The organism is Pseudomonas sp. ICMP 561 (genome assembly GCF_002699985.1).
Lineage (GTDB): Bacteria > Pseudomonadota > Gammaproteobacteria > Pseudomonadales > Pseudomonadaceae > Aquipseudomonas > Aquipseudomonas quasicaspiana.
In genome coordinates, this window is sequence record NZ_LKBT01000023.1 from 41,854 (window position 1) to 65,190 (window position 23,337).

Below are 23,337 nucleotides of genomic sequence, written 5' to 3' on the forward strand. Positions count from 1 at the left end.
GGAGAACTATCATGGGTTATAAAGAAACGAAAAATCTTGCGGCCCCCATGCTGCCTCAGGCAGTTGACGGGAAATTAAGTAAAAGGGACATCCAGGAGACAGGTGGGCATGTTCGGGTTCCTGTTTATGATTTCATGGCTATTGGGGATCGGGTTACTCTGCATCTGAAAGGAGAACCCCATGAAGGCCCTATTACTTTTCCTGAGATCAAAGATGTCACTGCCGTCGCACCGATAGACTTTCAGATGACTTATGTCGGGCATCTCGTGAGCTGGGAAACACTTGATGTGCATTACGAAGTCATCAACAAACAAGGGACGGACAAGGGAACATCGGATCTGGTAACCGTTAGCATTATTTAAACTCGCCAGCGACGTTTAGGTCTTGCAGTCGAAACTGTAAGCCCGTAAATAATACAGGTCTTGGGTGGAAGATGGCCTGGTTGATGATAATAGTATTAGGCAGGATGCTGAGGGGGCATGCCGTTGTACTGCTTATATAGCCCGGGCGTGAAGACAAGTTAGGGGTTGTTGTTTTGGGTTTCAATGTTGGAGGTGGGCGATCGAAAAGTAGGGTTGCTCATAATTATGGTTGTTGAAAGGTTCGGGTTTAAAAACCCATATTGTTCTAAGGAGAGCTATCATGAGTAATAAAGAAACGAAAAACCTGGCGGCGCCCGTACTGTCTCAGGCCGTTGACGGGAAGTTAAGCAGGAAGGATATCCAGCAGACGGGCGGGTATGTTCAAATTGCTGTTTATGACTTTATGGCGTTAGGGGATCAGATTACCCTGCATCTAAAAGCAGTCCCCGATGATGGGGCTGTGCCTCTTTCCCAGACCCATGAGGTCATTGCCATTGCGCCGAGGGTCTTTAGGTTGGCCCACGTTGGGGATTTAGTGAGCTGGGAATTCCTTGATGTACATTACTCAGTAAAGCTACACGGCACGGACAAGGGAGAGTCGGATCGGGTAAGCGTTAAAATTATTTAAACTAGCCAGTGATGTTTATATCTTTGCAGTCGAAATGGTTAAACATGATGCGTTGTGAAACGAGTGACCATGCCAGCTCAGTTATTTCGCTGCAGGCATGGGCACTCTAGCTTTGGCTCAAGGCAACTCATGACTCGCATAAAACGCAGTCAATACTTTCACCAGATGCGCCAGGTCTTGGCTGCCCGCCAATTCCCGGATCGAGTGCATGGCAAACGTAGGCAAGCCGATGTCTACAGTGCGCACACCCAGGTGGCTGGCGGTGATCGGGCCGATGGTTGAACCGCAGGCCATGTCGCTGCGCACCACGAAGCTCTGCACCGGTACTTCTTCAGCCATGCACAGATGGCGGAAGAACCCGGCGGTTTCGCTGTTGGTGGCGTAGCGCTGGTTGCTGTTGACCTTGATCACCGGGCCTGCATTGAGTTTCGGGCCGTGGTTGGCGTCGTGTTTCTCGGCGTAGTTGGGGTGAATGCCGTGAGCGTTGTCGGCGGAGACCAGCAACGATTTCTGGATCGTACGCACGTAATCTGCTCCGTCCGGCAGCAGGCGCTGAATGATCTGCTCCAGCATCGGCCCGTCAGCACCGCAGGTCGACGACGAGCCGACTTCTTCATGGTCGGTGCAGACCAGCAGGCAGGTTTCATCGGTGTCCGTGCCGAGCAGGGCTTGCAGACCGGCATAGCAGGACAGCAAGTTGTCCAGGCGTGCGCCCGCGATAAAGTCGCCATTCAATCCAACGACGGCAGCACTTTGCGTGTCGTAGAAACTCAGCTCGTAATCAAGCACTACATCAGCATTCAGGCCGTGTTCGCGGGCCAGCTGGTCGGTGAGCAGGGCACGGAAATCGGCGCGCTCATCACCCGCAACCTGAGCGAGGATGGGCGGCAACTCGGTTTGCGGGTTGATCGTCCAGCCTTCGTTGGCGGTGCGATTGAGGTGGATCGCCAGGTTGGGGATCACGGCAATCGGCTGCTTGAAGTCGATAAGCTGGCTTTCGACCTTGCCATCGCGGCGGAAAGTAACGCGGCCAGCCAGGGACAGATCGCGGTCGAACCATGGCGCGAGCAGGGCGCCGCCGTAGACTTCGACGCCCAGTTGCCAGAAACCCTGGCGTTGCAGTTCAGGTTGTGGCTTGACCCGCAGGCATGGGCTGTCGGTATGAGCGCCGACCATGCGGATGCCGCCGGTCAAAGGCGACTGACGACCCAGGCGGAACGCCACGATAGACGAGTCATTACGGGTGACGTAATACCGGCCACCGGTTTCGGTGGCCCAGGTTTCGCGCTCGTCCAGGCGCTGGAAGCCAGCAGCTTCAAGGTGTTGGACGAGGGTAGCGGTTGCATGGAAAGGGGTAGGAGAGGCCTTGAGGAAATCAATCAGGCCTTTGTTCAGCTCATCGCGCATAAGTCACTCCAGACAGCAATGGCGGGAGTTTACCGTATTGGTGTGTGTAGTGCTGTTGCGGGTGTGCTTTGTGTTGGGGTTGTCCCCATTAATTATGGTTGCCTGTTACATCGTCATCGCGGGCAAGCGCGCTCCTACAGGTGACGGCGGTTTCTCTGTAGGAGCGCGCTTGCCCGCGATGGCGTCGTTAAACTCACAGCAAAACCTAAAACGGCGCAGGGCACTCAAACCGCAACCGCTGGCCGCTCTGCGGATGGGTAAAGCTCAACATGCTCGCATGCAGGCACAGGCGCGGATAAGCCGCCAAGGCTTCCGGATGTGCATACAGACCATCGCCCAGCAATGGATGCCCGATCGACAGCATATGAACCCGCAACTGATGCGAGCGCCCGGTAATCGGCGTCAGTTCGACACGGCTGTAATGACCGCAGCGCTCCAGTACCTTCCAGAACGTCTGCGCATGCTTGCCTGCTTCGTGATCCACCACATGCCGAGGCTTGGTGGGTGGGTCGTAACGCAAGGGGAGGTCGATGCTGCCGCTGTCCAGCGTCGGTTCGCCCCAGCACAGCGCGGTGTAGGCTTTTTCGGTTTCCCGGTCATGAAACTGTCTGGACAGCTCGCGATGTGTATCCGGGTCGCGGGCCAGCAGAATGATCCCGGAGGTTTCCCAGTCCAGACGATGGACGATGCGGGCTTCCGGGTAGCCGTTTTCCTGCAGGCGGGTGATCAGGCAATCCTTGTTGTCCTCGGCACGGCCGGGAACGGAAAGCAGCAGGGTCGGCTTATCAATCACCAGAACGGCAGCGTCCTGATGAATGATGCGGATGTTGGACAACGGCATTTAACGGCCTCTAAACGCAACGGCGGCATCAGCCCCAGTCGTAAGAATGGTGCTGATGCCGCCGCAGGCAACCGCCGGATCTAGCGATCTGGCAGGGTAATGTTGAGTTCCAGAATCGAACAGCTACCCTGGTTTTCCAGGGCAACCTGCACGTCGTTGGACTCGATGTTGACGTACTTGCGGATCACTTCGACCAGCTCTTTTTGCAGGGCTGGCAGATAGTCCGGAGTCGTACGCTGGCCGCGTTCATGCGCCACGATGATCTGTAGACGCTCTTTCGCAACCGACGCGGTACTGACTTTTTTGCTGGCACGAAAGAAGTCGAAAATGTTCATCAGTTACCCCCGAACAGGCGTTCGAAAAATCCTTTCTTCTGAATGTCCAGGAAACGGTGCTCGCGCTCTTTGCCCAACAGACGATCAACCGCATCGCTGTAGGCCTGACCAGCATCGCTCTGATCGTCGAGGATGACCGGTACGCCCTGGTTGGAAGCTTTCAATACTGCCTGGGACTCCGGGATCACGCCCAGCAGAGTCACCGCGAGGATTTCCTTGACGTCGTCGACGCCCAGCATCTCGCCCTTGCTCACACGCTCCGGGTTGTAGCGGGTCAGCAGCAGGTGTTCCTTGATCGGGTCTTCGCCGCGCTCTGCACGACGCGATTTGCTGGCCAGCAGGCCCAGCATACGGTCCGAGTCACGTACCGACGATACTTCCGGGTTGGTCACGACGATGGCTTCGTCAGCGAAGTACATCGCCAGGTGAGCACCGGTTTCGATACCAGCAGGGGAGTCGCAGACGATGTACTCGAAGGATTCCTTGAGTTCCATCAGGACTTTTTCCACGCCTTCTTTGGTCAGCGCGTCTTTGTCGCGGGTCTGGCTGGCCGCCAGCACGAACAGGCCTTCGATCTTTTTATCCTTGATCAGAGCCTGTTGCAGGTTGGCTTCGCCGTTCACCACGTTGACGAAGTCATACACCACACGACGCTCGCAGCCCATGATCAGGTCGAGGTTACGCAAGCCGACGTCAAAGTCGACGATGACAGTTTTGTGGCCGCGCAGTGCGAGACCGGTACCGATGGCGGCGCTGGTGGTGGTCTTGCCCACACCACCCTTGCCGGATGTAACCACGAGAATCTTGGCCAAGGTGTATCACCCCTAGAGGAAAAGGACAGTTAGTCCTGAATAGCGTCCCTTGAAGCGGCGATCGTCGAACAATGATGGAAATTGAAAGCTGCCAGGCATCCTACCTTGGGAGCGATTTGCCAGGAGCGATGGATGCTCCCGGATTTCCTACTGCCTTTGCTACGTTTTCGCGACGAATCAGGGATGCTTTGAAAATGGCGCAGTATCCGTTAAAGCCGGATGATGTTCAACACGTCACCTGACAGGCTGACCTGTACCGACGTACCCCAGAGTGGATCCCTGCGTAAATCTTCGGAAACCTTGTATTGCCCGGCGATGGATATCAGTTCAGCACCCATTTGCTGACAGAAGATTCGCGCCTTGGTGTCGCCTTTTATCCCTGCCAGCGCACGGCCGCGCAATGGACCGTAAACATGGATGTTGCCGTCGGCGAGAAGTTCCGCACCGGGACTGACCGGGGCAATCACCACCAGATCGCCGCCTTGAGCATAAATCTGCTGGCCGCCGCGCACCGGCGTAGTGATCACACGGGTTGGTTTGACGGTCGGCTCTGGCGGGGTTTCGACTTTTTTCTTTGCCGCTTCACCTTCCAGCGGATCCAGTGGGCGCTCGCGGGCGCCTGAAGGCGGTAATACTGGCAAATCGATTGCGATGGCTGCAGCGATGTCTTCGATACGGTTGGCGCGGATCGCCAGTGTGCGCAGGCCATGCTGACGGCACACCCGCATCAGGCCGGGCAGGTCCACGGCGCCGCTGTCGGCGGGAAGTTTGTCGAGGGCCAGCACCAGCGGGGTATTACTGAAGAAATTCGGTGCCTGGGCCACTTTCGCCGCCAATTGGCGGTCGAGGGCCTCAAGGTTGTTACGGGCCAGCTCCAGCACAGTGATGGCGAGCATGCTGCCCTTGAGTTGGAAGACGGGTTCCAGTTCTTGCGATTCGTTTTGGCTCATGGTCGGCATACAACGGCTTGTCGCTAAAAGTGCCGAGACTTATAACGATAACGCCCGCTAGCCGCAAGCGGGGTCGAACCGTTGTAGAATGCGCGGCCATGGTTTTGATGGACGCTTTAATGGATCGCCCGCGTTTTCGAGCTTATTTTCTTCACCCCCGTTTCTGGCCGCTGTGGCTGGGGCTTGGGCTATTGTGGCTGGTTGTTCAACTGCCATTCCGCGCGCTATTGATCATCGGGCGGCTACTGGGAGCGGTGATGTATCGGTTTGCCGCTGATCGCAAATACATTGCTTCGCGCAATCTGGAGCTGTGTTTCCCGCATCTGACCAGCGATGAACGCAAGCGTCTGCTTAAGGAAAATTTCGCGTCTACGGGCATCGCCTTTTTCGAAATGGCCATGAGCTGGTGGTGGTCGAAGGAGCGTCTAGCCAAACTGGCGCACATCGAAGGCCTTGAACACCTGCAGGCCGCACAGCAGCAAGGGCAGGGCGTGATTCTCATGGCGCTGCATTTCACTACGCTTGAAGTGGGCGCTGCACTGCTGGGACAGCAACACACTATTGATGGCATGTACCGCGAGCATAAAAATCCGTTGTTCGATTTCGTCCAGCGTCGCGGCCGTGAGCGTCACAATCTGGATTCCCTCGCGGTAGAGCGTGAAGACGTCCGCGGGATGCTCAAGCTGCTGCGCGCGGGCCGTGCCATCTGGTACGCACCGGATCAGGACTACGGCGCAAAGCAGAGTGTTTTTGTTCCGTTATTCGGCATTCAGGCCGCCACCGTGACGGCCACCAGCAAATTCGCCAAGCTGGGGCGCGCTCAGGTTGTGCCCTTTACTCAGCAGCGGCTAGCGGATGGCAGTGGCTATCGACTGGTTATTCATCCGCCTTTACAGGACTTTCCTGGCGAAAGTGATGAAGTTGATTGCCTGCGCATCAATCAATGGGTAGAAAGTGCCATTACGGAGTGTCCGGAACAGTATCTCTGGGCGCACCGTCGATTCAAAAGCCGACCTCCGGGCGAGCCAAAAATCTATAAAAAGCGTACGTGATCAACTGAGGCGCAGCTAAATGCTCGAACCCGTCATCGCAATGGATGCAGTGAATGATGTAGAACCCGTTACCGGGTTGATTCTGTCTGGTGGTGGGGCGAGGGCGGCTTATCAGGTTGGGGTGCTGGCGGGGATTGCCGATTTGCTGCCTCCCGGCGCGCCCAATCCGTTCCCCGTTATCGTCGGTACCTCGGCAGGGGCGATCAATGCAGTAAAGCTGGCCAGCGGCGCGTTGCACTTCCGTACTGCAGTGCATCAATTGACCGAGTTCTGGCAGGGCTTTCGCAGCCATCAGGTGCTGCGCAGCGACTGGCCGGGGGTGATGAGTCAGGCAGGGCGTTTCTTCGGCAACAGCCTGCTGGGGATTGGCTCGCGAGTGCCAGTTGCCCTGCTCAACAGCTCGCCGCTGCGAGACCTGCTCACTGAACGGCTTGACCTGACAGGCATTGATGCGGCAATCGCTGCCAAACACCTGCGGGCGGTAGCAGTGACTGCGTTTGGTTATGAGTCAGGCCATGCCATTACGTTCTATCAGGGCAAGGGCACCATCGATCCGTGGCTGCGCCATCGTCGACTCGGAGTGCCGACGCAACTGACCATCGATCATTTGCTTGCCAGCTCGGCGATCCCGCTGCTGTTCGCGCCGGTCAAAATCGATCAGGAATACTTTGGCGACGGCGCGGTGCGACAGTCCGCACCGATCAGCCCCGCCCTGCATTTGGGGGCCAATCGAGTCCTGGTAGTCGGTGTCAGCGGCAATCCGCGAGGTGCCGATGCCAACAGGCAGGTGCAGCGGGTCACGAATGGCAAGCAGCCGACCCTGGCGCAGATCAGCGGACACATGCTCAACAGCACCTTCATCGACAACCTTGAAAGCGACATCGAAGTGCTGGAGCGTATGAATCTGGTCAGTGACATGCTGCCCTGCGAGCATCGTGTGCGCGAGAAAGGTCTCGCTCCGGTGGAGGTCCTGATCATTGCTCCGAGCCAGCCCATCGACCAGATCGCTGCCCGTCACCGCCATGAACTCCCTAGAGCGTTGCGCACGTTTTTGCGTGGGCCGGGCGCGACCAAAACCAGCGGTGCCAGTGTGCTCAGCTATCTGCTGTTTGAGGCGGGTTATTGCCGGGAATTGATTGAGCTGGGGCGCTATGACGCCATGGCGCAAGGTGAACAGTTGAAGCGCTTTTTGCGGATTGAGTGAGCCGGGAAGGCTGACTATCTGACGTTGATAGACAATTCGGTACCGGCACTTCATGGCGCTGGCTTCCGGCGATTTCAGTGTGCCGTGACGACATTGGAAATCTTTGCAAAAAAAGGCTCGAGCCTTTCTTGTGGCGCGTCATGTTCAACCACCAGGGCCGCTACCTCGCGACACTCCGCGACTTGATAATGCGCGACGCTAGAGAGCTTCTCATTCGTCGCAGCGACAACCAGTTGGCCGCTCGCCGCGATGACCGCGCGCTTAAAATCGGCGTCCTCCAATTCGAATGCTGTAACGCCATTATCAGGGTCGATGGCGCAGGCTCCGATAAAGCAACAGTCAAAGTTAAACTGCTGTAATTGCTGGACTGATCTTAATCCGGTCACACCTCCTGTCATCGGATTCAGGCGACCCCCCAATAGAATGACTTCGGCGCGTGGCAGTTTCATCAATTGCACTGCAATCAATGGTGAGTTAGTCGCCACGGTCAGTTGCAACTTGGGATCAATGGCGCAGGCGATCGCCATATTCGTGGAGCCCGCGTCAATGAATACATGTTGTCCTGAGGTCAAAAACGAGGCGGCAGTCTTGCCAAGTCTTTCCTTGCGCGACGAGTCCTGAAGTACCCGGACGTCCATCGGATCCTCCGATTCACGCATCAGGATCGCCCCACCATAGACGCGTTTACAAAGCCCTGCCGACGCCAGGGCACTCAGGTCACGTCTTATAGAGTGTTCGGAAACACCGAACTCACTCGCCAGATCCGTCGCAATAACACGCCCGTGCCTTCCCAGGCGCTCTTGAATTAATTGCTGGCGTTCTCCAGGGAACGCTTCAAGTGTGGAGACCATGTTTCAAACCCTTCAAGATCAATCATAATCGAGCACAACCAAGCGCGAATATCCTGTTCTTTTATCCTGAAGTCAAACGTATTGTCGGCAACATCGTCCAGTATCCGGGATGGCATAAATCCTGTGGGAGCGAGGCTTGCCCGCGATAAGAGCACCGCAGATATCAGGTCTATCGCGTCCAGCCTTATCGCGGGCAAGCCTCGCTCCTGCAATTGATCCCCTATTTCCCGAAGGTGCGGTTGCCCAGAGGGTGTCAGTTTCGATAACCCAAAGCAGCATTCACGCCGTCAACCGATCATCCCGAAAATCGCGCAGTGCCTGCTCTATCTCTTCCCGGGTGTTCATCACAAACGGTCCGTATTGCACGATCGGTTCACGCAGCGGTTTGCCTGCGATCAACAGCACTCGGGCTCCGTTTGCGGTGCTCAGCTGCAATTCGCCTTCCTCGGACAAGCGCACCATTCGGCTGGTACTGACTGTCTGCGGCTGGCCTGCAAGTTCCAGGCTGCCTTCGTAGACGTACAGCAGCACCCGATGCCCATCAGGAACACGCGGACTGATGCTGCTGCCCGCGGGCATGTGGAAGTCGAAATACTGCGGTTCGGTGTCTGGACGCTGTACGGCACCGGCCTGCTGCACCTGGCCGTCATCGAACTGCCCGGCGATCACCACGACCTCAACACCATTGCTAGTGGTCAGGCGCGGAATGTTCTCCGGCTGAATATCCTGATAACTCGCGTCGCTCAGCTTGGTCTTGCCCGGCAGGTTCAGCCACAGCTGGAAGCCACGCATCACACCTTCTTCCTGCTCCGGCATTTCGCTGTGGATAACGCCCCGTGCTGCGGTCATCCACTGCACGCCGCCGCCCTGTAGCAAGCCGACATTGCCCATGTGGTCTTCATGGCGCATACGGCCTTCAAGCATGTAGGTCACCGTCTCGAAACCCCGATGCGGATGCGGCGGGAAACCTGCGATGTAGTCGTCAGGCTTGTCGGAACCGAACTCGTCCAGCATCAGAAACGGATCGAACTGCTCAACACCCTGTCCTCCGAAGACGCGGGTCAGCTTTACACCGGCACCGTCGGACGCGGGTTGACCGGCTTGAATGGACAGTACTTTGCGGAATTGGCTCATGGGGTTTCTCCTCATCAATGGCGACCATGCTATGCCTGTTTGATCGATTGATGGGTGAGGATTTTGCGGGTGATTGATCTATTCGCTAGATGCTTATGTCTTAAATTGAAATGGGTTCTGTTGGAGCGAGGCTTGCCCGCGAATCAGGCACCGCGTCTGGTCAGGCATACCGCGTCATCGCTCTTCGCGGGCAAGCCTCGCTCCAACAGCCTTACGAGATTTATGCGCTCACAAAAAAACGGCCAGCCCGATTACTCCGGCTGGCCGTTTCTTGATCGCCGTAGTGTTACTCGGCGATCTGCAGCTTGCGGGCTTCGGTGTAGACGTAACGCACTTTTTCGTATTCGAACGGTGAGTTCATCTGGCCGTAGCGGAAGCTGGTGCTGTAGCGGCGATCAATGGCGCGAAGCAGGAGGAGCTCCGGGTGATCGCTGCTGACCTGAGCCACGTTGAGGAAGTTGATCTGCGATTCGGCCGTGAAGTCGAACAGGAGGCCACCGGTGTCACGCAGGTTGGACGGGCCAAGCAGCGGCAGCACCAGGTAGGGGCCGGCCGGTACGCCGTAGAAGCCCAGCGTCTGACCGAAGTCCTCGCTCTGGCGTGGCAGCCCCATCATGGTGGCCGGGTCCCAGAGGCCGACAACTCCGATGGTGGTGTTAACCAGCAGGCGACCTGTTGTTTCCAGCGAGCGCTGGCCTTTGAACTGGAACAGGCTGTTCAGCAGGTTGGGGATTTCACCCAGGTTGGAGAAAAAGTTACTGACGCCGGTACGCACGAAACCTGGGGTTACGTAGCGGTAGCCATTGACCACAGGCAGGAACACCCACTCGTCAAAGCGGTAGTTGAAGTGGTAGACGCGACGGTTCCAGGACTCCAACGGGTCATAGACTTCCAGTGCCGACAGTGTGGCGCGTTCGAATTCCCGTTGATCCAGGCCCGGGTTGAACTGCAATGACTTGAGTGGCTGGGTAAAGCCGTCGGCATCGTCCTGACGAAGCACGGTGGCCGGGTGTTCAGCAATGTTGCTGTTGACGGCGTCGGCAGCCTGGACGGTTCCTGCGCAGAGCAGGGCAGCGAGGAGTAAAAGACGTTTAGCCACGGAAGAACTCCAGCATGGCGTCGCTGTTGACGCGGTAATTGATGTTGCCGCAATGGCCGCCGTAAGGGTAAACGGTCAGGCGATCGCCGAAGGTCTTGCGCAGGAAGCCCAGGTCGCCAGAGCCGAGAATCACGTCGTCAGCGTTGTGCATGACGGCGATCTTCGAGCTGCTGTGCAGGTAATCCTTCAGCGCATACAGGCTGACCTGATCCACCAGTTGCAGCAGGCTGCCACCGTCGGTGCGGGCGCGCCACATCGGGATGACTTGCTCAGTCAGGTAGCAATCGAAGTCGCATTGCAGCGCGCGACGCAGGAACGGCGACAGGCTGGTGCCTTCGGTGATCGGAAACTTCGGCGGCGTGATCAGACCGCGACGGTTGATCAGGTCGGACGTAAAGGCGATATCAGCCGACGAGAAGCGGAACGAGGTGCCGATCAGCATCGCCATCTGTTCATTGGTCAGGTGCTGCTTGGACTGCTGGAAGTCGTACAGCAGAGCGTCGTTGAGATCGATGTAACCTTTCTGACGGAAGTAACGGGTCAGTTTGGCCAGTACCAGCTCGTAGAAAGTGGTGCTGTTATCGATGCCCTTGACGTTGGTCTGCACCAGTTTGTCGAGATTGGAAATCGAGGTGTAAAGGTTGACCGGCGGATTGAGCAGCAGGACTTTCTTGAAGTTGAAGCTGCGGCGTGTCTCATCCAGACGACTGACGAACGCAGCGTTCAGCGCGCCGAGGCTGTAGCCCGTCAGATAGAAATCGGTGATTTTCAGCTCGGTTTGTTGTGCTCGCACCGCCTGCATCACGCGATACAAATCTTCAGCATCTTCGGTAGAAATGCCCGGTGTCGCGAAACGTGAGGCAGAGCTCATGAAGTCGTAGCTGGTTGGCGACGACAGCTGTACGACGTGATAACCCGCGCCGTAGTAAAGCTTCTTCAAGAATTCGTTGATGGTGCTGTTATACGGTGCGCCAGTACCCGCGATCAGGAAGATCAGGGGGGCAGCATGATCCTGCTTGGCCAGGCGGTAACGTAGTTTCTTCACTGCCCAGAAATTGTCTGGCAGCGTGAACTCGCGCTCCGGACGCAGATTCAGGGTGTAGTCATCCTGATCGATGTCATCGTCGGCGGGCAACTCTGGACGCATGTCAGGAGGCGTGGTGGCAATGGTCGCTTCAAAAGGGTTCTTTAAAGGAAAGCCATACGTGGCGGGGTCGACATCGACCGCCATAGCGGACGCACTCAAACAGAGGCCGCCAACAATGGCAGCGAAGCGCAGGAAACGGAGCATGACTAGATCCCTTGGGAAAGAAGTGCTGATGAGATACGCGGGCTATGACCATCGGTGTAGTGCCAAAGTGCCCTACTCGCAAGCGAACCTTTGTAAATAGATCGAGACAATACACGTTCTCTGGCGTCAAGAGAGCAGTGGTGTGGTTTTTTATCGTGTGCGGGGCGGGATTTGGTGGAGAGGCTGAATTCATTATCTGAATGAGCTCCGGTCTCCATGACACCTTGCTGTCTCGCGGCGTGCGCTGACACTGTAGGAGTGAGCTTGCTCGCGATTTTGTCAGGTCTGGCGATGAATTTGTCGATTAACAAACCGAATCGCGAGCAAGCTCGCTTCTACAGGTTCATGGTATTTGCGCGACAGCGCGGTGACGGCGCGCGACTGAGGTCAAAGAGTTAACGGTCACATCACCAAACCAGAGACAGCATAAAGGGGAGCCGAGGCTCCCCTTTAAATGGTTTTACGTGCTCTTTTTTTATTGTTTTAGGGTGGCCTGTTGTTGTTTTTGGCGACCGATCCCTTTACTGCGTTCTTGTTCGATCCCCATCCGGGATCAAGAGCAAACGTATTTTTTTGAGCGCTGACTCACTTCGACCTTGCGATCCAACCAGTTCGGGAGCTACCTGAAGGTAGTTTTATTGTTCTCTGCCCGGTTGCGAGAGCCCGAAGGCGCCTCTGTGAAGCTGATCCACTCCAAAAAAATCTGTTAGCTGCGTCTCTGTGCCTTTGTTCTTGTTATGTCAGAGCCGATACGTCTTGTTCTTATTAGGTATGCCGCATTTTTATTCTTGTTATGCCAGAGATATAGCAGAAGCTGTGCCAACTTTTTTAATTATATTAAAATCAATGGCTTATGTTTTTATTGGGTCGAGAGAGGTGATAGGGGAGGGGCGATATGTTCCCGTGTTACACGCTGTTACAGCGGTTGCAGGGCTGGCGGTAACACTCCTGTCATCAACGTGCGTTACCCGGTAGCGCTCGTTGTCACGTGGAGTGGGGTAAGCCGATGCGGTGTACTGGCCATGACCAATTGCTGGTTCTTCGAAAGCGGCAGTAAAGGTGAATGCTATTCGACATGCAATTTCCGGACGGAGGCGGTTGCTTTTACGACAACGTTGTCGCTGATGGCACGCCGATGTCGTTTCTCCGTGTCTTGATGTCGCTGACAGAGCATGTCGGATTGCCTTGGGGGTTGATGATCAACGGGCGATACGATGCTGGCCATCATTCGCCGAGTCATTGAGGCGTGAAAAAGTGCGCGGTGCTCCAAGGCTGGGCGCGGACTGCGGTCTTTATAAAAACGTTAACGATGCCTGACCCTCTTGTCGGGCGCGAGACTACCGGGGAAGTAACGATGAAGATGCGAAAAATCCTGGGCGTGAGTGCCGCTCTGGCGCTTGCTGTCAGTTCCACGCTGGCACATGCCAAAGAAGTGAGTATCGGTTACGTAGACGGTTGGTCCGACAGCGTTGCGACCACCAACGTCGCCGCTGTGGTGATCAAGCAGAAGCTGGGTTATGACGTGAAGCTGCAAGCGGTCGCGGCCGGGATCATGTGGCAGGGCGTTGCGACTGGCAAGCTGGACATGATGCTGTCGGCCTGGCTGCCGGTTACTCATGGCGAGTATCTGGCGAAGAACAAAGACAATGTCGTGAACTATGGCGCCAACTTCAAGGACGCCAAGATCGGCCTGATCGTGCCCGAGTACGTGAAAGCCAACAGCATTGAAGATCTCAAGACCGATGCTTCCTTCAAGAAGAAGATTGTCGGTATTGATGCAGGCTCGGGCGTCATGATCAAAACCGATCAGGCAATCAAGGATTACGGGCTGGACGGCTACAAGCTACAGGCCAGTTCCGGCGCCGGGATGATTGCCGAGCTGACGCGTGCTGAGAACAAGAAGGAGTCCATCGCAGTGACCGGCTGGGTACCGCACTGGATGTTTGCCAAGTGGAAGCTCAAATTCCTCGAAGATCCAAAGGGCGTCTACGGCGCTGCTGAAACCGTTGACAGCATCGGCAGTAAAGAGCTGGCGACCAAGGCTCCGGAAGTCGTCGAATTCCTGAAGAAGTTCCAGTGGAAGTCCAAAGATGAAATCGGTGAGGTCATGCTGGCTATTCAGGACGGCGCCAAACCTGAAGCAGCAGCCGAGGCCTGGGTTGCCAAGAACCCTGAGCGCGTGAAGGAATGGACGGGTAAATAAACGGCCACGTCTGACGTAACATCCTGAGCCGCCCGGTTAACGACCGGGCGGTTTTTTGTGCGGGCTATAAACGATAAAGGGGATGTCTTCCAATTGCGTCTCCCACAGGTTCTGCACAATCCCGTAGGACCGGCTTTAGCCGGGAGGACGACGGGATAGTCGATAAATTTTCCTTGGCAGAAACACCGCTCTCCCGGCTAAAGCCGGTCCTACAAGATCAAAATCATGCTTGAAGGCGAACATGGAATCTCCCACAGGTTCTGCACAATCCCGTAGGACCGGCTTTAGCCGGGAGGACGTCGTCGCCAAGTGATATTGCTCTCCCGGCTAAAGCCAGTCCTACAGTCTCGTTCTAATACTAAGGTCGTCTGGAGAGCTTGCCAGACCGGACTAAAGTGCAATACGTGACATCTCATCTGTGCTGCGAGGACAAAAACAATGAACGACAGCATTTACCTCTCGATTCAAAACAGCCCCCGCTTCAAGGAGCTGGTATCCAAAAGGGAGCGGTTCGCCTGGATTCTTTCAGCGATCATGCTCGGGCTTTATGCCGCTTTCATCCTTTTGATTGCTTACGGACCACACATTCTGGGCGCGAAACTTAGCCCGACATCGACCATTACCTGGGGAATGCCGATTGGGGTCGGCCTGATCTTGTCTGCTTTTGTGCTGACAGCCATCTATGTTCGCCGTGCCAACGGTGAATTCGATGACTTGAACAACGCCATCCTGAAGGAGGCACAGCAATGATCGGGCGTCTATCAGCAGTATTCGGCCTGGCCGCTTTTGCACCGTCCCTCTGGGCGGCAGATGCGTTGACCGGCGCTGTGCAGAAACAGCCACTGAACATCTCCGCGATCGTCATGTTCGTGGTCTTTGTCGCTTTCACCCTGTACATCACTTACTGGGCCTCGAAAAAGAACAAGACAGCGTCGGACTACTATTCAGCGGGCGGCAAGATCACCGGTTTTCAGAACGGCCTTGCGATTGCGGGTGACTACATGTCGGCCGCGTCCTTTCTGGGGATTTCCGCGCTGGTGTACACCTCGGGTTATGACGGTCTGATCTACTCGATCGGCTTCCTGGTGGGCTGGCCGATCATTCTGTTCCTGATCGCCGAGCGCCTGCGTAACCTGGGTAAATACACCTTTGCTGACGTGGCGTTTTATCGCCTCAAGCAGAAAGAGATTCGCACCCTGTCTGCCTGCGGTTCGCTGGTGGTGGTTGCGTTCTACCTGATCGCGCAGATGGTGGGTGCCGGTAAGTTGATCCAGCTTTTGTTCGGCCTGGACTACACCGTTGCGGTAATTCTGGTCGGTATCCTGATGTGCTTGTATGTGCTGTTCGGCGGCATGCTGGCAACCACCTGGGTACAAATCATCAAGGCAGTGATGCTGCTCTCCGGTGCGTCGTTCATGGCGCTGATGGTGATGAAGCACGTCAACTTCGACTTCAACATGCTGTTCTCCGAGGCGGTCAAGGTTCACCCTAAAGGTGAAGCGATCATGAGCCCGGGCGGTCTGGTGAAAGATCCGATCTCGGCGTTCTCTCTGGGCCTGGCGCTGATGTTCGGTACCGCAGGTCTGCCGCACATCCTGATGCGCTTCTTCACCGTGAGTGATGCCAAGGAAGCCCGCAAGTCTGTGCTCTACGCCACTGGCTTCATCGGTTACTTCTACATCCTGACCTTCATCATCGGCTTCGGCGCGATCCTGCTGGTCAGCACCAACCCGGCGTTCAAAGATGCAGCGGGCGCTTTGTTGGGTGGTAACAACATGGCAGCGGTGCACCTTGCGGATGCGGTCGGTGGCAGTCTGTTCCTGGGCTTCATTTCGGCAGTAGCGTTTGCGACCATCCTGGCAGTGGTTGCCGGTCTGACCCTGGCGGGTGCTTCGGCGGTGTCTCACGACCTTTATGCCAGCGTGATCAAGGCTGGCAAGGCCAACGAGAAGGACGAAATCCGTGTCTCGAAGATGACTACTATTGCTCTGGCAGTCGTGGCAATCCTCTTGGGCATCGCGTTCGAAAGCCAGAACATCGCGTTCATGGTGGGCCTGGCGTTCTCCATCGCAGCCAGCTGTAACTTCCCGGTTCTGCTGCTTTCCATGTACTGGAAAAACCTGACCACCCGTGGCGCCATGATTGGTGGCTGGATGGGCTTGATCAGCGCCGTGGTGCTGATGGTTCTGGGTCCAACCATCTGGGTGCAGATCCTGCATCACGAGAAAGCCATCTTCCCTTACGAATACCCGGCGCTGTTCTCCATCGCCATCGCATTCGTGGGTATCTGGTTCTTCTCGATTACCGACAAGTCGAAAGCGGCAGAGGGCGAGCGCGCCTTGTTCTATCCGCAGTTCGTACGCTCGCAGACTGGCCTGGGTGCCAGCGGTGCGGTGTCGCACTAAACAGTAGTAAGTGCTCTACAGGAAGCAGCCTTCGGGCTGCTTTTTTATTGCCGCGGGAATCTTCACCTGAACACGGGTTCTGTGCTCACAGGACAGGGGGGGCAGCAGTAGGAACACCCGGGTCATCCAGACGCCGCGCTGTCGCGCATCAAACACTTGATCTGTTGGAGCGAGGCTTGCCCGCGAAGAACGATGACGGGGGCACGTCTGGCCTACTGAGTCGACTGGTTCGCGGGCAAGCCTCGCTCCAACAGGAAAACTCCGTTTAGTCAGTAGGTTGCATTTGTTTGATGGGAGCGCCCGAAGGCTGCGATGGCTGTGTGTCACGATAATGCTTCGCAGCCTTCGGCAGCGCCTGCAGAAAACGCATTCCAAATCAGGTAGTTGAATTTAGTTTGATAGAAGTCATCGGAGTTTACGACGGCGGTGATGGAGGATTGTCAGACACTTTGCCATCAAGTGGTTAGATGAAAAGGGGATTTGATAGTTAAGCGCTGGAAGCTATTAGTTGTCAGGCCAATAAAAAGCCCCGCTATAAGCGGGGCTGTTTTACTGCTGGCGTGGGAACGTTATATCCGTCCCAGCAACACCAGAATCAGCAGAATCACCAGAACGGTACCGATGATGCCCGATGGACCGTAGCCCCAGCTGCGGGAGTGCGGGAATACTGGCAGACCGCCGATCAACAGCAGGATCAGGACGATGATAAGAATAGTGCCGATGCCCATGATGAATTCCTTCCTTAGTTCTTGGTAGATGGCTAGAACAGTTCAAGCTTCCGCCCGATGGCATAAAGTTTGTGCTGCTTGAATGATCCGACTGTGGGCGTTCGGAAAAAGTCCGTTGGAATCGCGAGAAAGTTTACATTTTGAAAAAAGTTTATAGTTGCCACAATCAGGTTGAACTTTGAGCACCGACAACTGTTTTCATTTTCGTCTACTCGCGCTGAGGACATTTTTCATGCTTTATCGTCTGGGTGCTGATGCTGTACTGGTCGTCCATCTGTTGTTCATCGTCTTTGTTTTATTTGGCGGGCTGCTGGTTTTACGCTGGCGATGGGTGATGGTGTTGCACATACCCGCGATGCTCTGGGGAGCCGTGGTAGAGTTTTTTCACCTTTACTGCCCGCTGACACCCCTGGAAAACGCGCTTCGGGTTCGCGCAGGTGGCGAGGGGTACGAGGCAGGCTTCATCGAACACTATCTGGTCGCGTTGATTTATCCCGCAGGCCTGACCCCGCAGATCCAGCTGTGGCTGGGTGCGATAGTGGTGGTGAGCAACCTTGCCGTGTATTGCTGGCTCGTCATTCGCTTATGGCGCAAGCCCGCGTAGGCCATGGGTTTGCCCGTGTCATTCAGCGTCTTGATGGTGGGTCGAAGCGACGATTTCCGTGGTTACACTGGGCTCACGTTGTAAAAACATGAGCCCCTAACCACAAGGCGTTTGCTATGCACAATCGCATCATGATCACCGGCGCAGGTTCGGGCCTGGGTCGCGAAATCGCTTTACGCTGGGCCCGGGAAGGCTGGCGTCTGGCACTGTCTGACGTCAACGATGCCGGTTTGCAGGAAACCCTCAGACAGGTGCGCGAGGCCGGTGGCGATGGCTTCGTGCAGCGCTGCGATGTGCGTGACTACAGTCAACTGACCGCATTGGCCCAAACGTGCGAAGAGAAGTTTGGCGGTGTCGACATCATCGTCAACAACGCGGGTGTGGCGTCGGGTGGTTTTTTCAAAGAGCTGTCCCTTGAAGACTGGGACTGGCAGATCGCGATCAACCTTATGGGCGTCGTCAAAGGCTGTAAGGCTTTCCTGCCGATGCTGGAAGCGAGCAAGGGCAAGATCATCAATATCGCGTCCATGGCTGCCCTCATGCAGGGTCCCGCGATGAGCAATTACAACGTCGCCAAAGCCGGAGTGGTGGCCTTATCGGAAAGTCTGCTGGTGGAATTGCGTCAGCAGGAAGTCGGTGTCCACGTCGTGTGTCCGTCGTTTTTCCAGACCAATCTGCTGGATTCTTTCCGTGGACCGACGCCAGCCATGAAAGCTCAAGTTGGCAAATTGCTGGAAAGCTCGCCGATCACGGCAGCGGAGATCGCTGACTACATCTACGAACACGTCGCGCAAGGCGAATTCATGATCCTGCCCCATGAGCAAGGTCGTATGGCTTGGCAACTGAAACAGAAAAGTCCACAGGCGCTGTACGACGAGATGGCGAGCATGTGCGAGAAAATGCGGGCGAAGGCGCGGCAGGCCAGGGAGTAAATTACCAGCTGTGAATTTGATCTATGTGGGAGCCGGGCTTGCCCGCGATAAGGCTGGACGCAATTCAGGATAGATCGAGGTGCTTTTATCGCGGGCAAGCCCGGCTCCCACATGACCGCGTCCCGGTTCAACCGGCGTGGTGTTCATAAGTGCTCTCTTTGGACTGCATGCCTTTCGTTACAGCCCCGGTTTTCTGATACGGTTGCCGCCATCATTTCAACCGTTGATGAGATTCTCCGTGCTCAATTACCTGTGGTTTTTTCTGGCGGCTTTGTTTGAGATCGCGGGTTGCTATGCGTTCTGGATGTGGCTGCGGCAGGGCAAGAGTGCGCTTTGGGTGATTCCCGCGCTGATCAGTCTGACGTTATTTGCCGTGTTGCTGACCCGTGTCGAGGCGGCGTATGCCGGTCGGGCGTATGCGGCTTATGGCGGGATCTACGTTGTCGCTTCCATTGCCTGGCTGGGGCTTATCGAGCGGGTCAGACCATTGTCATCGGACTGGCTGGGCGCGGCACTTTGTGTGATTGGCGCGAGCATCATTCTGTTCGGTCCGCGCTGGTCAGCGCAGTAAATTTCCTACGTCGGTCGCAGTTATGTAAGACATTTCCTTCGACCAATTCCGGCGGAGACGAAGGACGTTACTGAATTTTACCTGACCAATTGATGACCGTGGACGGGCCATGCACTCTGCCCTCTGGTAAACAATAAGAGAGCAGGGACATGCTGGTAATAATGCGCGACGCAGGAGAAGTGTTTTCTATTGGTGATGACATCACCATTCAGATTCTGGCTATTCACGGTAATCAGATACGATTGGGAATCGAAGCGCCCAGGCACGTCAAAGTGCACCGTGCGGAAGTTTATAAACGCATCGCTCAAAGGGTTTCACAGCAGGCAACAAAAGCGAGCCGGGCGCTCCCGGACACTAAGTCGTGATCAGTCAAAAAATTCTTTGGGCACGTCATGCTTGAGCATGAGCTGGCACTGTTGGCTTTCCAGATCGAAAAAAATCACCGCCTGGCCTTTGCTCAATGCATGCCGGACGCGCAGTACGCGAGTTTCCAGCGGCGTTTCATCGCCGTTGTCGGTGCCGTCACGCGTGACGAAGTCCTCTATCAGGCGGGTGAGGGTATCGGCTTCGAGTTGGTCGTAAGGAATCAGCATGGGCGTTCTCGCATCAATTCCCGGCGATGATAGTGCCGATGTGTGGAAAAAGCAGGTGGAATAATCGCGGATTATCCCCGCCAGTAAATTTGAAACGCGATGCCCTTGTGGGAGCGTGGCTTGCCCGCGATAAGTCTAGCGCGATAGGCAGGTGTACCGCGTTATCGTTTATCGCGAGCAAGCTCGGCTCCCACATGACCGTGACCATCCTGAGATTCCACTACCCCGCATGCGTGCTAGCTGGCCAACATAGAATCTCAGACAGGACATATTTCAAGCCGAAGATTGCTACTCCACCTCTTCCTTATGCTGCCCAAGCAGGCTGTCGACACTCGGCACGCGGGTATCGGTTTCCATCTGTGCGTCGTGTTCGATCTGATGGCTGAAGCGCTCCAGCGAAGATTGCGCGGGCTGTGCGTCGCTGGCGAAAACCGGCGGGCTGAGCATGTAAGCGCCCAGCAGACGGCTCAGTGCCGCGAGGCTGTCGATGTGAGTGCGCTCGTAACCATGAGTGGCATCACAACCAAACGCGAGCAATGCGGTACGAATGTCGTGGCCTGCGGTGACCGCCGAATGGGCATCGCTGAAGTAATAGCGGAACATGTCGCGACGTACCGGGAGTTCATTCTCACTGCCCAGACGCAGCAGATGGCGGGACAGGTGATAGTCGTAAGGGCCACCGGAATCCTGCATTGCGACACTCACGGCGTGTTCGCTGGAATGTTGACCGGGAGCAACCGGAGCGATATCGATGCCGACGAACTCACTGACATCCCAAGGCAGTACACCTGCAGCACCGGTGCCGGTTTCCTCGGTGATGGTGAACAGTGGGTGGCAATCGATCTGCGGCTCGGCGCCGCTGTCGACGATGGCCTTGAGTGCCGCCAGTAGCGCGGCGACCCCGGCTTTATCATCCAGATGTCGAGCGCTGATATGGCCGCTTTCAGTGAACTCGGGCAGCGGGTCAAAGGCGACGAAGTCACCGATGCCAACGCCCAGGGATTCACAATCGGCCTTGGTGGTGCTGTAGGCGTCGAGGCGCAGCTCGACGTGATCCCAACTGATGGGCATTTCATCAACTGCAGTGTTGAACGCATGACCGGATGCCATCAACGGCAGCACGCTGCCGCGAATCACGCCGTGATCAGTGAACACGCTGACGCGGCTGCCTTCGGCGAAGCGGCTCGACCAACAGCCAATCGGCGCCAGTGACAGGCGACCGTTTTCTTTCACCTCTCGCACGGCGGCGCCAATGGTGTCCAGATGCGCAGAGACTGCACGGTCAGGGCTGTTCTGTTTGCCCTTCAGCGTGGCGCGAATTGTGCCGCGACGGGTCAGTTCGAACGGTATGCCCAATTCTTCAAGACGCTCGGCGACATAGCGCACGATGGTGTCGGTGAAACCTGTCGGGCTTGGGATCGCGAGCATTTCCAACAGGACTTTCTGCAGGTAGTTCAGATCCGGTTCGGGGATATTTTTTGCAGTGGTCATTTGAGCTCCTTCGGAGCAGCTGCAAGTTATTAGCCGCAAGCTACAAGCTGGACCGGGTCCGCTTTTGGCTTGCAGCTTGAGGCTTGAGGCTGCTCTCAGCTATGTGCAGGCAAACTGTGCGGAAACAGCAGATCAACAAACTTTTCTGCCGTGGGTTGCGGTTCATGGTTGGCCAGGCCGACCCGTTCATTGGCCTCGATAAATACATACTCGGGCTGATCAGCGGCAGGGACCATCAGGTCGAGGCCTACTACCGGAATGTCCAGCGCGCGGGCTGCGCGGATAGCCGCGTCGCTCAGCACCGGGTGCAGAATCGACGTGACATCTTCAAGGCAGCCACCTGTGTGCAGGTTGGCAGTGCGGCGAACGGCCAGGCGCTCGTCCATCGGCAATATGCTGTCAAACTCATAACCTGCGTCACGTACCGTGCGCTCGGTTTCTTCATCCACGGGAATCTTGCTTTCACCACTGGTTGCGGCGGCACGGCGACGGCTCTGGGCTTCAATCAATTGCCCGATGGTATGGCGGCCATCGCCGACCACTTCTGCCGGGCGGCGAATAGCGGCAGCCACCACCTCGAATCCGATCACGACAATGCGCAGATCAAGGCCTTCGTGAAAGCTTTCCAGAATTACCCGCGTATCGAACTGTCTGGCGCGCTCGATGGCTCCGCGCATTTCTTCGGGGGTGCGCAAGTTGACCGCGACGCCCTGGCCTTGTTCGCCATCCAGTGGTTTGACGACGATCTGTTTATGTTCTTCAAGAAACGCCAGATCCGCGTCTTCGTCACCAGCCCGTTGCTGAGCTGGCAGCTTCAAACCTGCCGCTTTCAGGGCTTTGTGGGTCAGGCTTTTGTCCTGGCACAGGGTCATGCTGACAGCACTGGTCAGATCGCTCAGCGATTCCCGGCAGCGAATCCGGCGGCCGCCATAAGCCAGCGTGAACAACCCAGCTTCAGCATCATCAACCTGCACTTCAATACCGCGCCGATGAGCTTCTTCGACGATGATCCGTGCGTAAGGATTAAAGTCCGCCTGCGGACCCGGGCCGAGGAACAGCACTTCATTGATACCGTTTTTGCGCTTGATGGCGAAAGTCGGCAAGTTACGGAAGCCGAGCTTGGCATACAAAGCCTTGGCTTGATGATTGTCATGCAGCACCGACAGGTCCAGATAACTCAGGCCACGGCTCATGAAGTGCTCAACCAGATGTCGAACCAACACTTCGCCAACCCCGGGTCGGGTGCATTGCGGGTCTACCGCCAGGCACCAGAGGCTGCTGCCGTTTTCCGGATCGTGGAACGCCTTGTGGTGATTGAGGCCCATCACGCTGCCGATCACCGCGTTAGTCGTTTCATCTTCCGCGAGCCAGTACACCGGACCGCCCTGATGACGAGGGGTCAACAGTTCAGGATCAATGGGCAACATGCCTCGAGCAATGTACAGATTGTTGATCGCCTGCCAGTCAGTACTGTTCTGGGCGCGACGAATCCGGAAGCCACGAAATACGCGCTGCGCCGGGCGGTAATCGCTGAACCACAGGCGCAGTGTGTCCGACGGATCGAGAAACAGCTGCTGTGGTGATTGAGCCAGTACTTGCTGCGGCGCAGCGACGTACAACGCGATGTCGCGTTCTCCGGGTTTTTCATTGAGCAGTTCATTGGCAAGCGTCGCCGGATCGGGGTAGGTGTGACCGATCAGCAGTCGCCCCCAGCCGCAGTGCAGCGCAAGCGGCTTGGCTTCAGTGTCGCTGCCGTCTTCAGCGAATCGCGCCTGAAGACGTTCATAGGAGGGCGACTGACCGCGCAGCAGGCGCTGGCTGTACGTCGTCGAATGCTGTTTCAT

The 23,337-nt window shown here is 56.3% G+C and carries 24 protein-coding genes; 11 read left to right on the forward strand and 13 right to left on the reverse strand.

All coding sequences use genetic code 11. From position 1 onward, the window contains the following. Positions 1-11: 11 nt before the first annotated feature. Together AO242_RS16450 and AO242_RS16455 are read left to right on the forward strand one after the other, a co-directional pair. Positions 12-362, forward strand: a complete 351-nt coding sequence (locus AO242_RS16450) for a hypothetical protein (RefSeq protein WP_099269572.1) — start codon at positions 12-14, stop codon at positions 360-362. A 280-nt stretch (positions 363-642) separates the two neighbouring features. Continuing rightward, positions 643-990 carry a hypothetical protein gene (locus AO242_RS16455; RefSeq protein WP_099269573.1) on the forward strand — a complete coding sequence of 116 codons (348 nt, stop codon included), beginning with the start codon at positions 643-645 and terminating at the stop codon, positions 988-990. Positions 991-1,107: 117 nt separating this feature from the next. Here the strand turns inward: AO242_RS16455 and AO242_RS16460 are convergent, their stop codons facing one another. The 5 genes from AO242_RS16460 to minC form a co-directional block, all read right to left on the reverse strand. Further along, a complete protein-coding gene (locus tag AO242_RS16460; protein ID WP_099269574.1) occupies positions 1,108-2,397 on the reverse strand; it encodes a M18 family aminopeptidase in 1,290 nt (429 codons plus the stop codon). Between the two features lie 205 nt (positions 2,398-2,602). After that, positions 2,603-3,238: an RluA family pseudouridine synthase gene (locus AO242_RS16465; RefSeq protein ID WP_099269575.1), complete on the reverse strand. Its 636-nt coding sequence runs from the start codon at positions 3,236-3,238 to the stop codon at positions 2,603-2,605. A gap of 80 nt (positions 3,239-3,318) precedes the next feature. After that, positions 3,319-3,573: a cell division topological specificity factor MinE gene (gene minE / locus AO242_RS16470; RefSeq protein ID WP_027898645.1), complete on the reverse strand. Its 255-nt coding sequence runs from the start codon at positions 3,571-3,573 to the stop codon at positions 3,319-3,321. After that, on the reverse strand, positions 3,573-4,385 hold the full coding sequence (minD, locus tag AO242_RS16475) for a septum site-determining protein MinD (protein WP_027898644.1): 813 nt from the start codon (positions 4,383-4,385) through the stop codon (positions 3,573-3,575). Before minD ends, minE begins: the two co-directional genes overlap by 1 nt. 209 nt (positions 4,386-4,594) lie before the next feature. After that, positions 4,595-5,335: a septum site-determining protein MinC gene (gene minC, locus AO242_RS16480; RefSeq protein WP_099269849.1), complete on the reverse strand. Its 741-nt coding sequence runs from the start codon at positions 5,333-5,335 to the stop codon at positions 4,595-4,597. Positions 5,336-5,454: 119 nt separating this feature from the next. On the opposite strand from minC, the gene AO242_RS16485 reads away from it, so the two are divergent. Both AO242_RS16485 and AO242_RS16490 read left to right on the forward strand, forming a co-directional pair. Further along, positions 5,455-6,387, forward strand: a complete 933-nt coding sequence (locus tag AO242_RS16485) for a lipid A biosynthesis lauroyl acyltransferase (protein ID WP_099269576.1) — start codon at positions 5,455-5,457, stop codon at positions 6,385-6,387. Between the two features lie 19 nt (positions 6,388-6,406). Then, positions 6,407-7,591 (forward strand): patatin-like phospholipase family protein, encoded by a 1,185-nt coding sequence (locus AO242_RS16490; RefSeq protein WP_099269577.1) that lies wholly within the window; start codon positions 6,407-6,409, stop codon positions 7,589-7,591. Between the two features lie 74 nt (positions 7,592-7,665). On the opposite strand, the gene AO242_RS16495 is transcribed toward AO242_RS16490, so the two are convergent. The 4 genes from AO242_RS16495 to AO242_RS16515 form a co-directional block, all read right to left on the reverse strand. Beyond that, positions 7,666-8,442 (reverse strand): DeoR/GlpR family DNA-binding transcription regulator, encoded by a 777-nt coding sequence (locus AO242_RS16495; protein ID WP_099269578.1) that lies wholly within the window; start codon positions 8,440-8,442, stop codon positions 7,666-7,668. Between the two features lie 279 nt (positions 8,443-8,721). Further along, positions 8,722-9,576, reverse strand: coding sequence for a pirin family protein (locus AO242_RS16500; RefSeq protein WP_099269579.1), 855 nt, complete (start codon positions 9,574-9,576; stop codon positions 8,722-8,724). Between the two features lie 286 nt (positions 9,577-9,862). After that, positions 9,863-10,675 (reverse strand): MlaA family lipoprotein, encoded by an 813-nt coding sequence (locus AO242_RS16510; protein WP_099269580.1) that lies wholly within the window; start codon positions 10,673-10,675, stop codon positions 9,863-9,865. Further along, the gene (locus AO242_RS16515; RefSeq protein ID WP_095093449.1) at positions 10,668-11,966 is read right to left on the reverse strand and encodes a serine/threonine protein kinase; all 1,299 of its coding nucleotides are present in this window, start codon (positions 11,964-11,966) and stop codon (positions 10,668-10,670) included. The genes AO242_RS16510 and AO242_RS16515 overlap by 8 nt, the downstream gene beginning before the upstream one ends. 1,354 nt (positions 11,967-13,320) lie before the next feature. On the opposite strand from AO242_RS16515, the gene AO242_RS16520 reads away from it, so the two are divergent. The 3 genes from AO242_RS16520 (at position 13,321) to AO242_RS16530 (ending at position 16,574) form a co-directional block, all read left to right on the forward strand. Beyond that, on the forward strand, positions 13,321-14,169 hold the full coding sequence (locus AO242_RS16520; RefSeq protein ID WP_099269581.1) for a glycine betaine ABC transporter substrate-binding protein: 849 nt from the start codon (positions 13,321-13,323) through the stop codon (positions 14,167-14,169). Positions 14,170-14,607: 438 nt separating this feature from the next. Beyond that, a complete protein-coding gene (locus tag AO242_RS16525; RefSeq protein WP_002552552.1) occupies positions 14,608-14,919 on the forward strand; it encodes a DUF485 domain-containing protein in 312 nt (103 codons plus the stop codon). Then, positions 14,916-16,574, forward strand: a complete 1,659-nt coding sequence (locus AO242_RS16530; protein ID WP_099269582.1) for a cation acetate symporter — start codon at positions 14,916-14,918, stop codon at positions 16,572-16,574. Before AO242_RS16525 ends, AO242_RS16530 begins: the two co-directional genes overlap by 4 nt. A 569-nt stretch (positions 16,575-17,143) precedes the next feature. Here AO242_RS16530 and AO242_RS16535 read toward each other — a convergent pair. Further along, on the reverse strand, positions 17,144-17,302 hold the full coding sequence (locus AO242_RS16535) for a DUF3309 family protein (protein ID WP_080238018.1): 159 nt from the start codon (positions 17,300-17,302) through the stop codon (positions 17,144-17,146). Positions 17,303-17,534: 232 nt separating this feature from the next. On the opposite strand from AO242_RS16535, the gene AO242_RS16540 reads away from it, so the two are divergent. From AO242_RS16540 to csrA, 4 genes are all read left to right on the forward strand, one after another. Next, on the forward strand, positions 17,535-17,906 hold the full coding sequence (locus tag AO242_RS16540; protein ID WP_099269583.1) for a DUF2784 domain-containing protein: 372 nt from the start codon (positions 17,535-17,537) through the stop codon (positions 17,904-17,906). Between the two features lie 116 nt (positions 17,907-18,022). Further along, a complete protein-coding gene (locus AO242_RS16545; RefSeq protein WP_099269584.1) occupies positions 18,023-18,838 on the forward strand; it encodes an SDR family oxidoreductase in 816 nt (271 codons plus the stop codon). A gap of 238 nt (positions 18,839-19,076) precedes the next feature. Further along, positions 19,077-19,409: a YnfA family protein gene (locus AO242_RS16550; protein WP_027899416.1), complete on the forward strand. Its 333-nt coding sequence runs from the start codon at positions 19,077-19,079 to the stop codon at positions 19,407-19,409. A 149-nt stretch (positions 19,410-19,558) separates the two neighbouring features. After that, positions 19,559-19,774, forward strand: a complete 216-nt coding sequence (csrA, locus tag AO242_RS16555; RefSeq protein WP_099269585.1) for a carbon storage regulator CsrA — start codon at positions 19,559-19,561, stop codon at positions 19,772-19,774. Here csrA and AO242_RS16560 read toward each other — a convergent pair whose 3' ends face one another. The 3 genes from AO242_RS16560 to ngg form a co-directional block, all read right to left on the reverse strand. Beyond that, on the reverse strand, positions 19,775-20,002 hold the full coding sequence (locus AO242_RS16560; protein ID WP_027899418.1) for a YheU family protein: 228 nt from the start codon (positions 20,000-20,002) through the stop codon (positions 19,775-19,777). A gap of 288 nt (positions 20,003-20,290) precedes the next feature. Then, entirely contained in the window at positions 20,291-21,493 is a 1,203-nt protein-coding gene (locus AO242_RS16570; protein ID WP_099269587.1) for an osmoprotectant NAGGN system M42 family peptidase, read from the reverse strand. A gap of 95 nt (positions 21,494-21,588) precedes the next feature. After that, positions 21,589-23,337 carry an N-acetylglutaminylglutamine synthetase gene (gene ngg / locus AO242_RS16575; RefSeq protein WP_099269588.1) on the reverse strand — a complete coding sequence of 583 codons (1,749 nt, stop codon included), beginning with the start codon at positions 23,335-23,337 and terminating at the stop codon, positions 21,589-21,591.

What these genes read in the sequence shown, in the direction of transcription:
- AO242_RS16450 (WP_099269572.1), top strand. Translation starts at nt 12, where the DNA reads ATGGGTTATAAAGAAACGAAAAATCTTGCGGCCCCCATGCTGCCTCAG.
- AO242_RS16455 (WP_099269573.1), top strand. Translation starts at nt 643, where the DNA reads ATGAGTAATAAAGAAACGAAAAACCTGGCGGCGCCCGTACTGTCTCAG.
- AO242_RS16460 (WP_099269574.1), bottom strand. Translation starts at nt 2,397, where the DNA reads ATGCGCGATGAGCTGAACAAAGGCCTGATTGATTTCCTCAAGGCCTCT.
- AO242_RS16465 (WP_099269575.1), bottom strand. Translation starts at nt 3,238, where the DNA reads ATGCCGTTGTCCAACATCCGCATCATTCATCAGGACGCTGCCGTTCTG.
- minE (WP_027898645.1), bottom strand. Translation starts at nt 3,573, where the DNA reads ATGAACATTTTCGACTTCTTTCGTGCCAGCAAAAAAGTCAGTACCGCG.
- minC (WP_099269849.1), bottom strand. Translation starts at nt 5,335, where the DNA reads ATGAGCCAAAACGAATCGCAAGAACTGGAACCCGTCTTCCAACTCAAG.
- AO242_RS16485 (WP_099269576.1), top strand. Translation starts at nt 5,455, where the DNA reads ATGGATCGCCCGCGTTTTCGAGCTTATTTTCTTCACCCCCGTTTCTGG.
- AO242_RS16490 (WP_099269577.1), top strand. Translation starts at nt 6,407, where the DNA reads ATGCTCGAACCCGTCATCGCAATGGATGCAGTGAATGATGTAGAACCC.
- AO242_RS16495 (WP_099269578.1), bottom strand. Translation starts at nt 8,442, where the DNA reads ATGGTCTCCACACTTGAAGCGTTCCCTGGAGAACGCCAGCAATTAATT.
- AO242_RS16500 (WP_099269579.1), bottom strand. Translation starts at nt 9,576, where the DNA reads ATGAGCCAATTCCGCAAAGTACTGTCCATTCAAGCCGGTCAACCCGCG.
- AO242_RS16515 (WP_095093449.1), bottom strand. Translation starts at nt 11,966, where the DNA reads ATGCTCCGTTTCCTGCGCTTCGCTGCCATTGTTGGCGGCCTCTGTTTG.
- AO242_RS16520 (WP_099269581.1), top strand. Translation starts at nt 13,321, where the DNA reads ATGAAGATGCGAAAAATCCTGGGCGTGAGTGCCGCTCTGGCGCTTGCT.
- AO242_RS16525 (WP_002552552.1), top strand. Translation starts at nt 14,608, where the DNA reads ATGAACGACAGCATTTACCTCTCGATTCAAAACAGCCCCCGCTTCAAG.
- AO242_RS16530 (WP_099269582.1), top strand. Translation starts at nt 14,916, where the DNA reads ATGATCGGGCGTCTATCAGCAGTATTCGGCCTGGCCGCTTTTGCACCG.
- AO242_RS16535 (WP_080238018.1), bottom strand. Translation starts at nt 17,302, where the DNA reads ATGGGCATCGGCACTATTCTTATCATCGTCCTGATCCTGCTGTTGATC.
- AO242_RS16540 (WP_099269583.1), top strand. Translation starts at nt 17,535, where the DNA reads ATGCTTTATCGTCTGGGTGCTGATGCTGTACTGGTCGTCCATCTGTTG.
- AO242_RS16545 (WP_099269584.1), top strand. Translation starts at nt 18,023, where the DNA reads ATGCACAATCGCATCATGATCACCGGCGCAGGTTCGGGCCTGGGTCGC.
- csrA (WP_099269585.1), top strand. Translation starts at nt 19,559, where the DNA reads ATGCTGGTAATAATGCGCGACGCAGGAGAAGTGTTTTCTATTGGTGAT.
- AO242_RS16560 (WP_027899418.1), bottom strand. Translation starts at nt 20,002, where the DNA reads ATGCTGATTCCTTACGACCAACTCGAAGCCGATACCCTCACCCGCCTG.
- AO242_RS16570 (WP_099269587.1), bottom strand. Translation starts at nt 21,493, where the DNA reads ATGACCACTGCAAAAAATATCCCCGAACCGGATCTGAACTACCTGCAG.
- ngg (WP_099269588.1), bottom strand. Translation starts at nt 23,337, where the DNA reads ATGAAACAGCATTCGACGACGTACAGCCAGCGCCTGCTGCGCGGTCAG.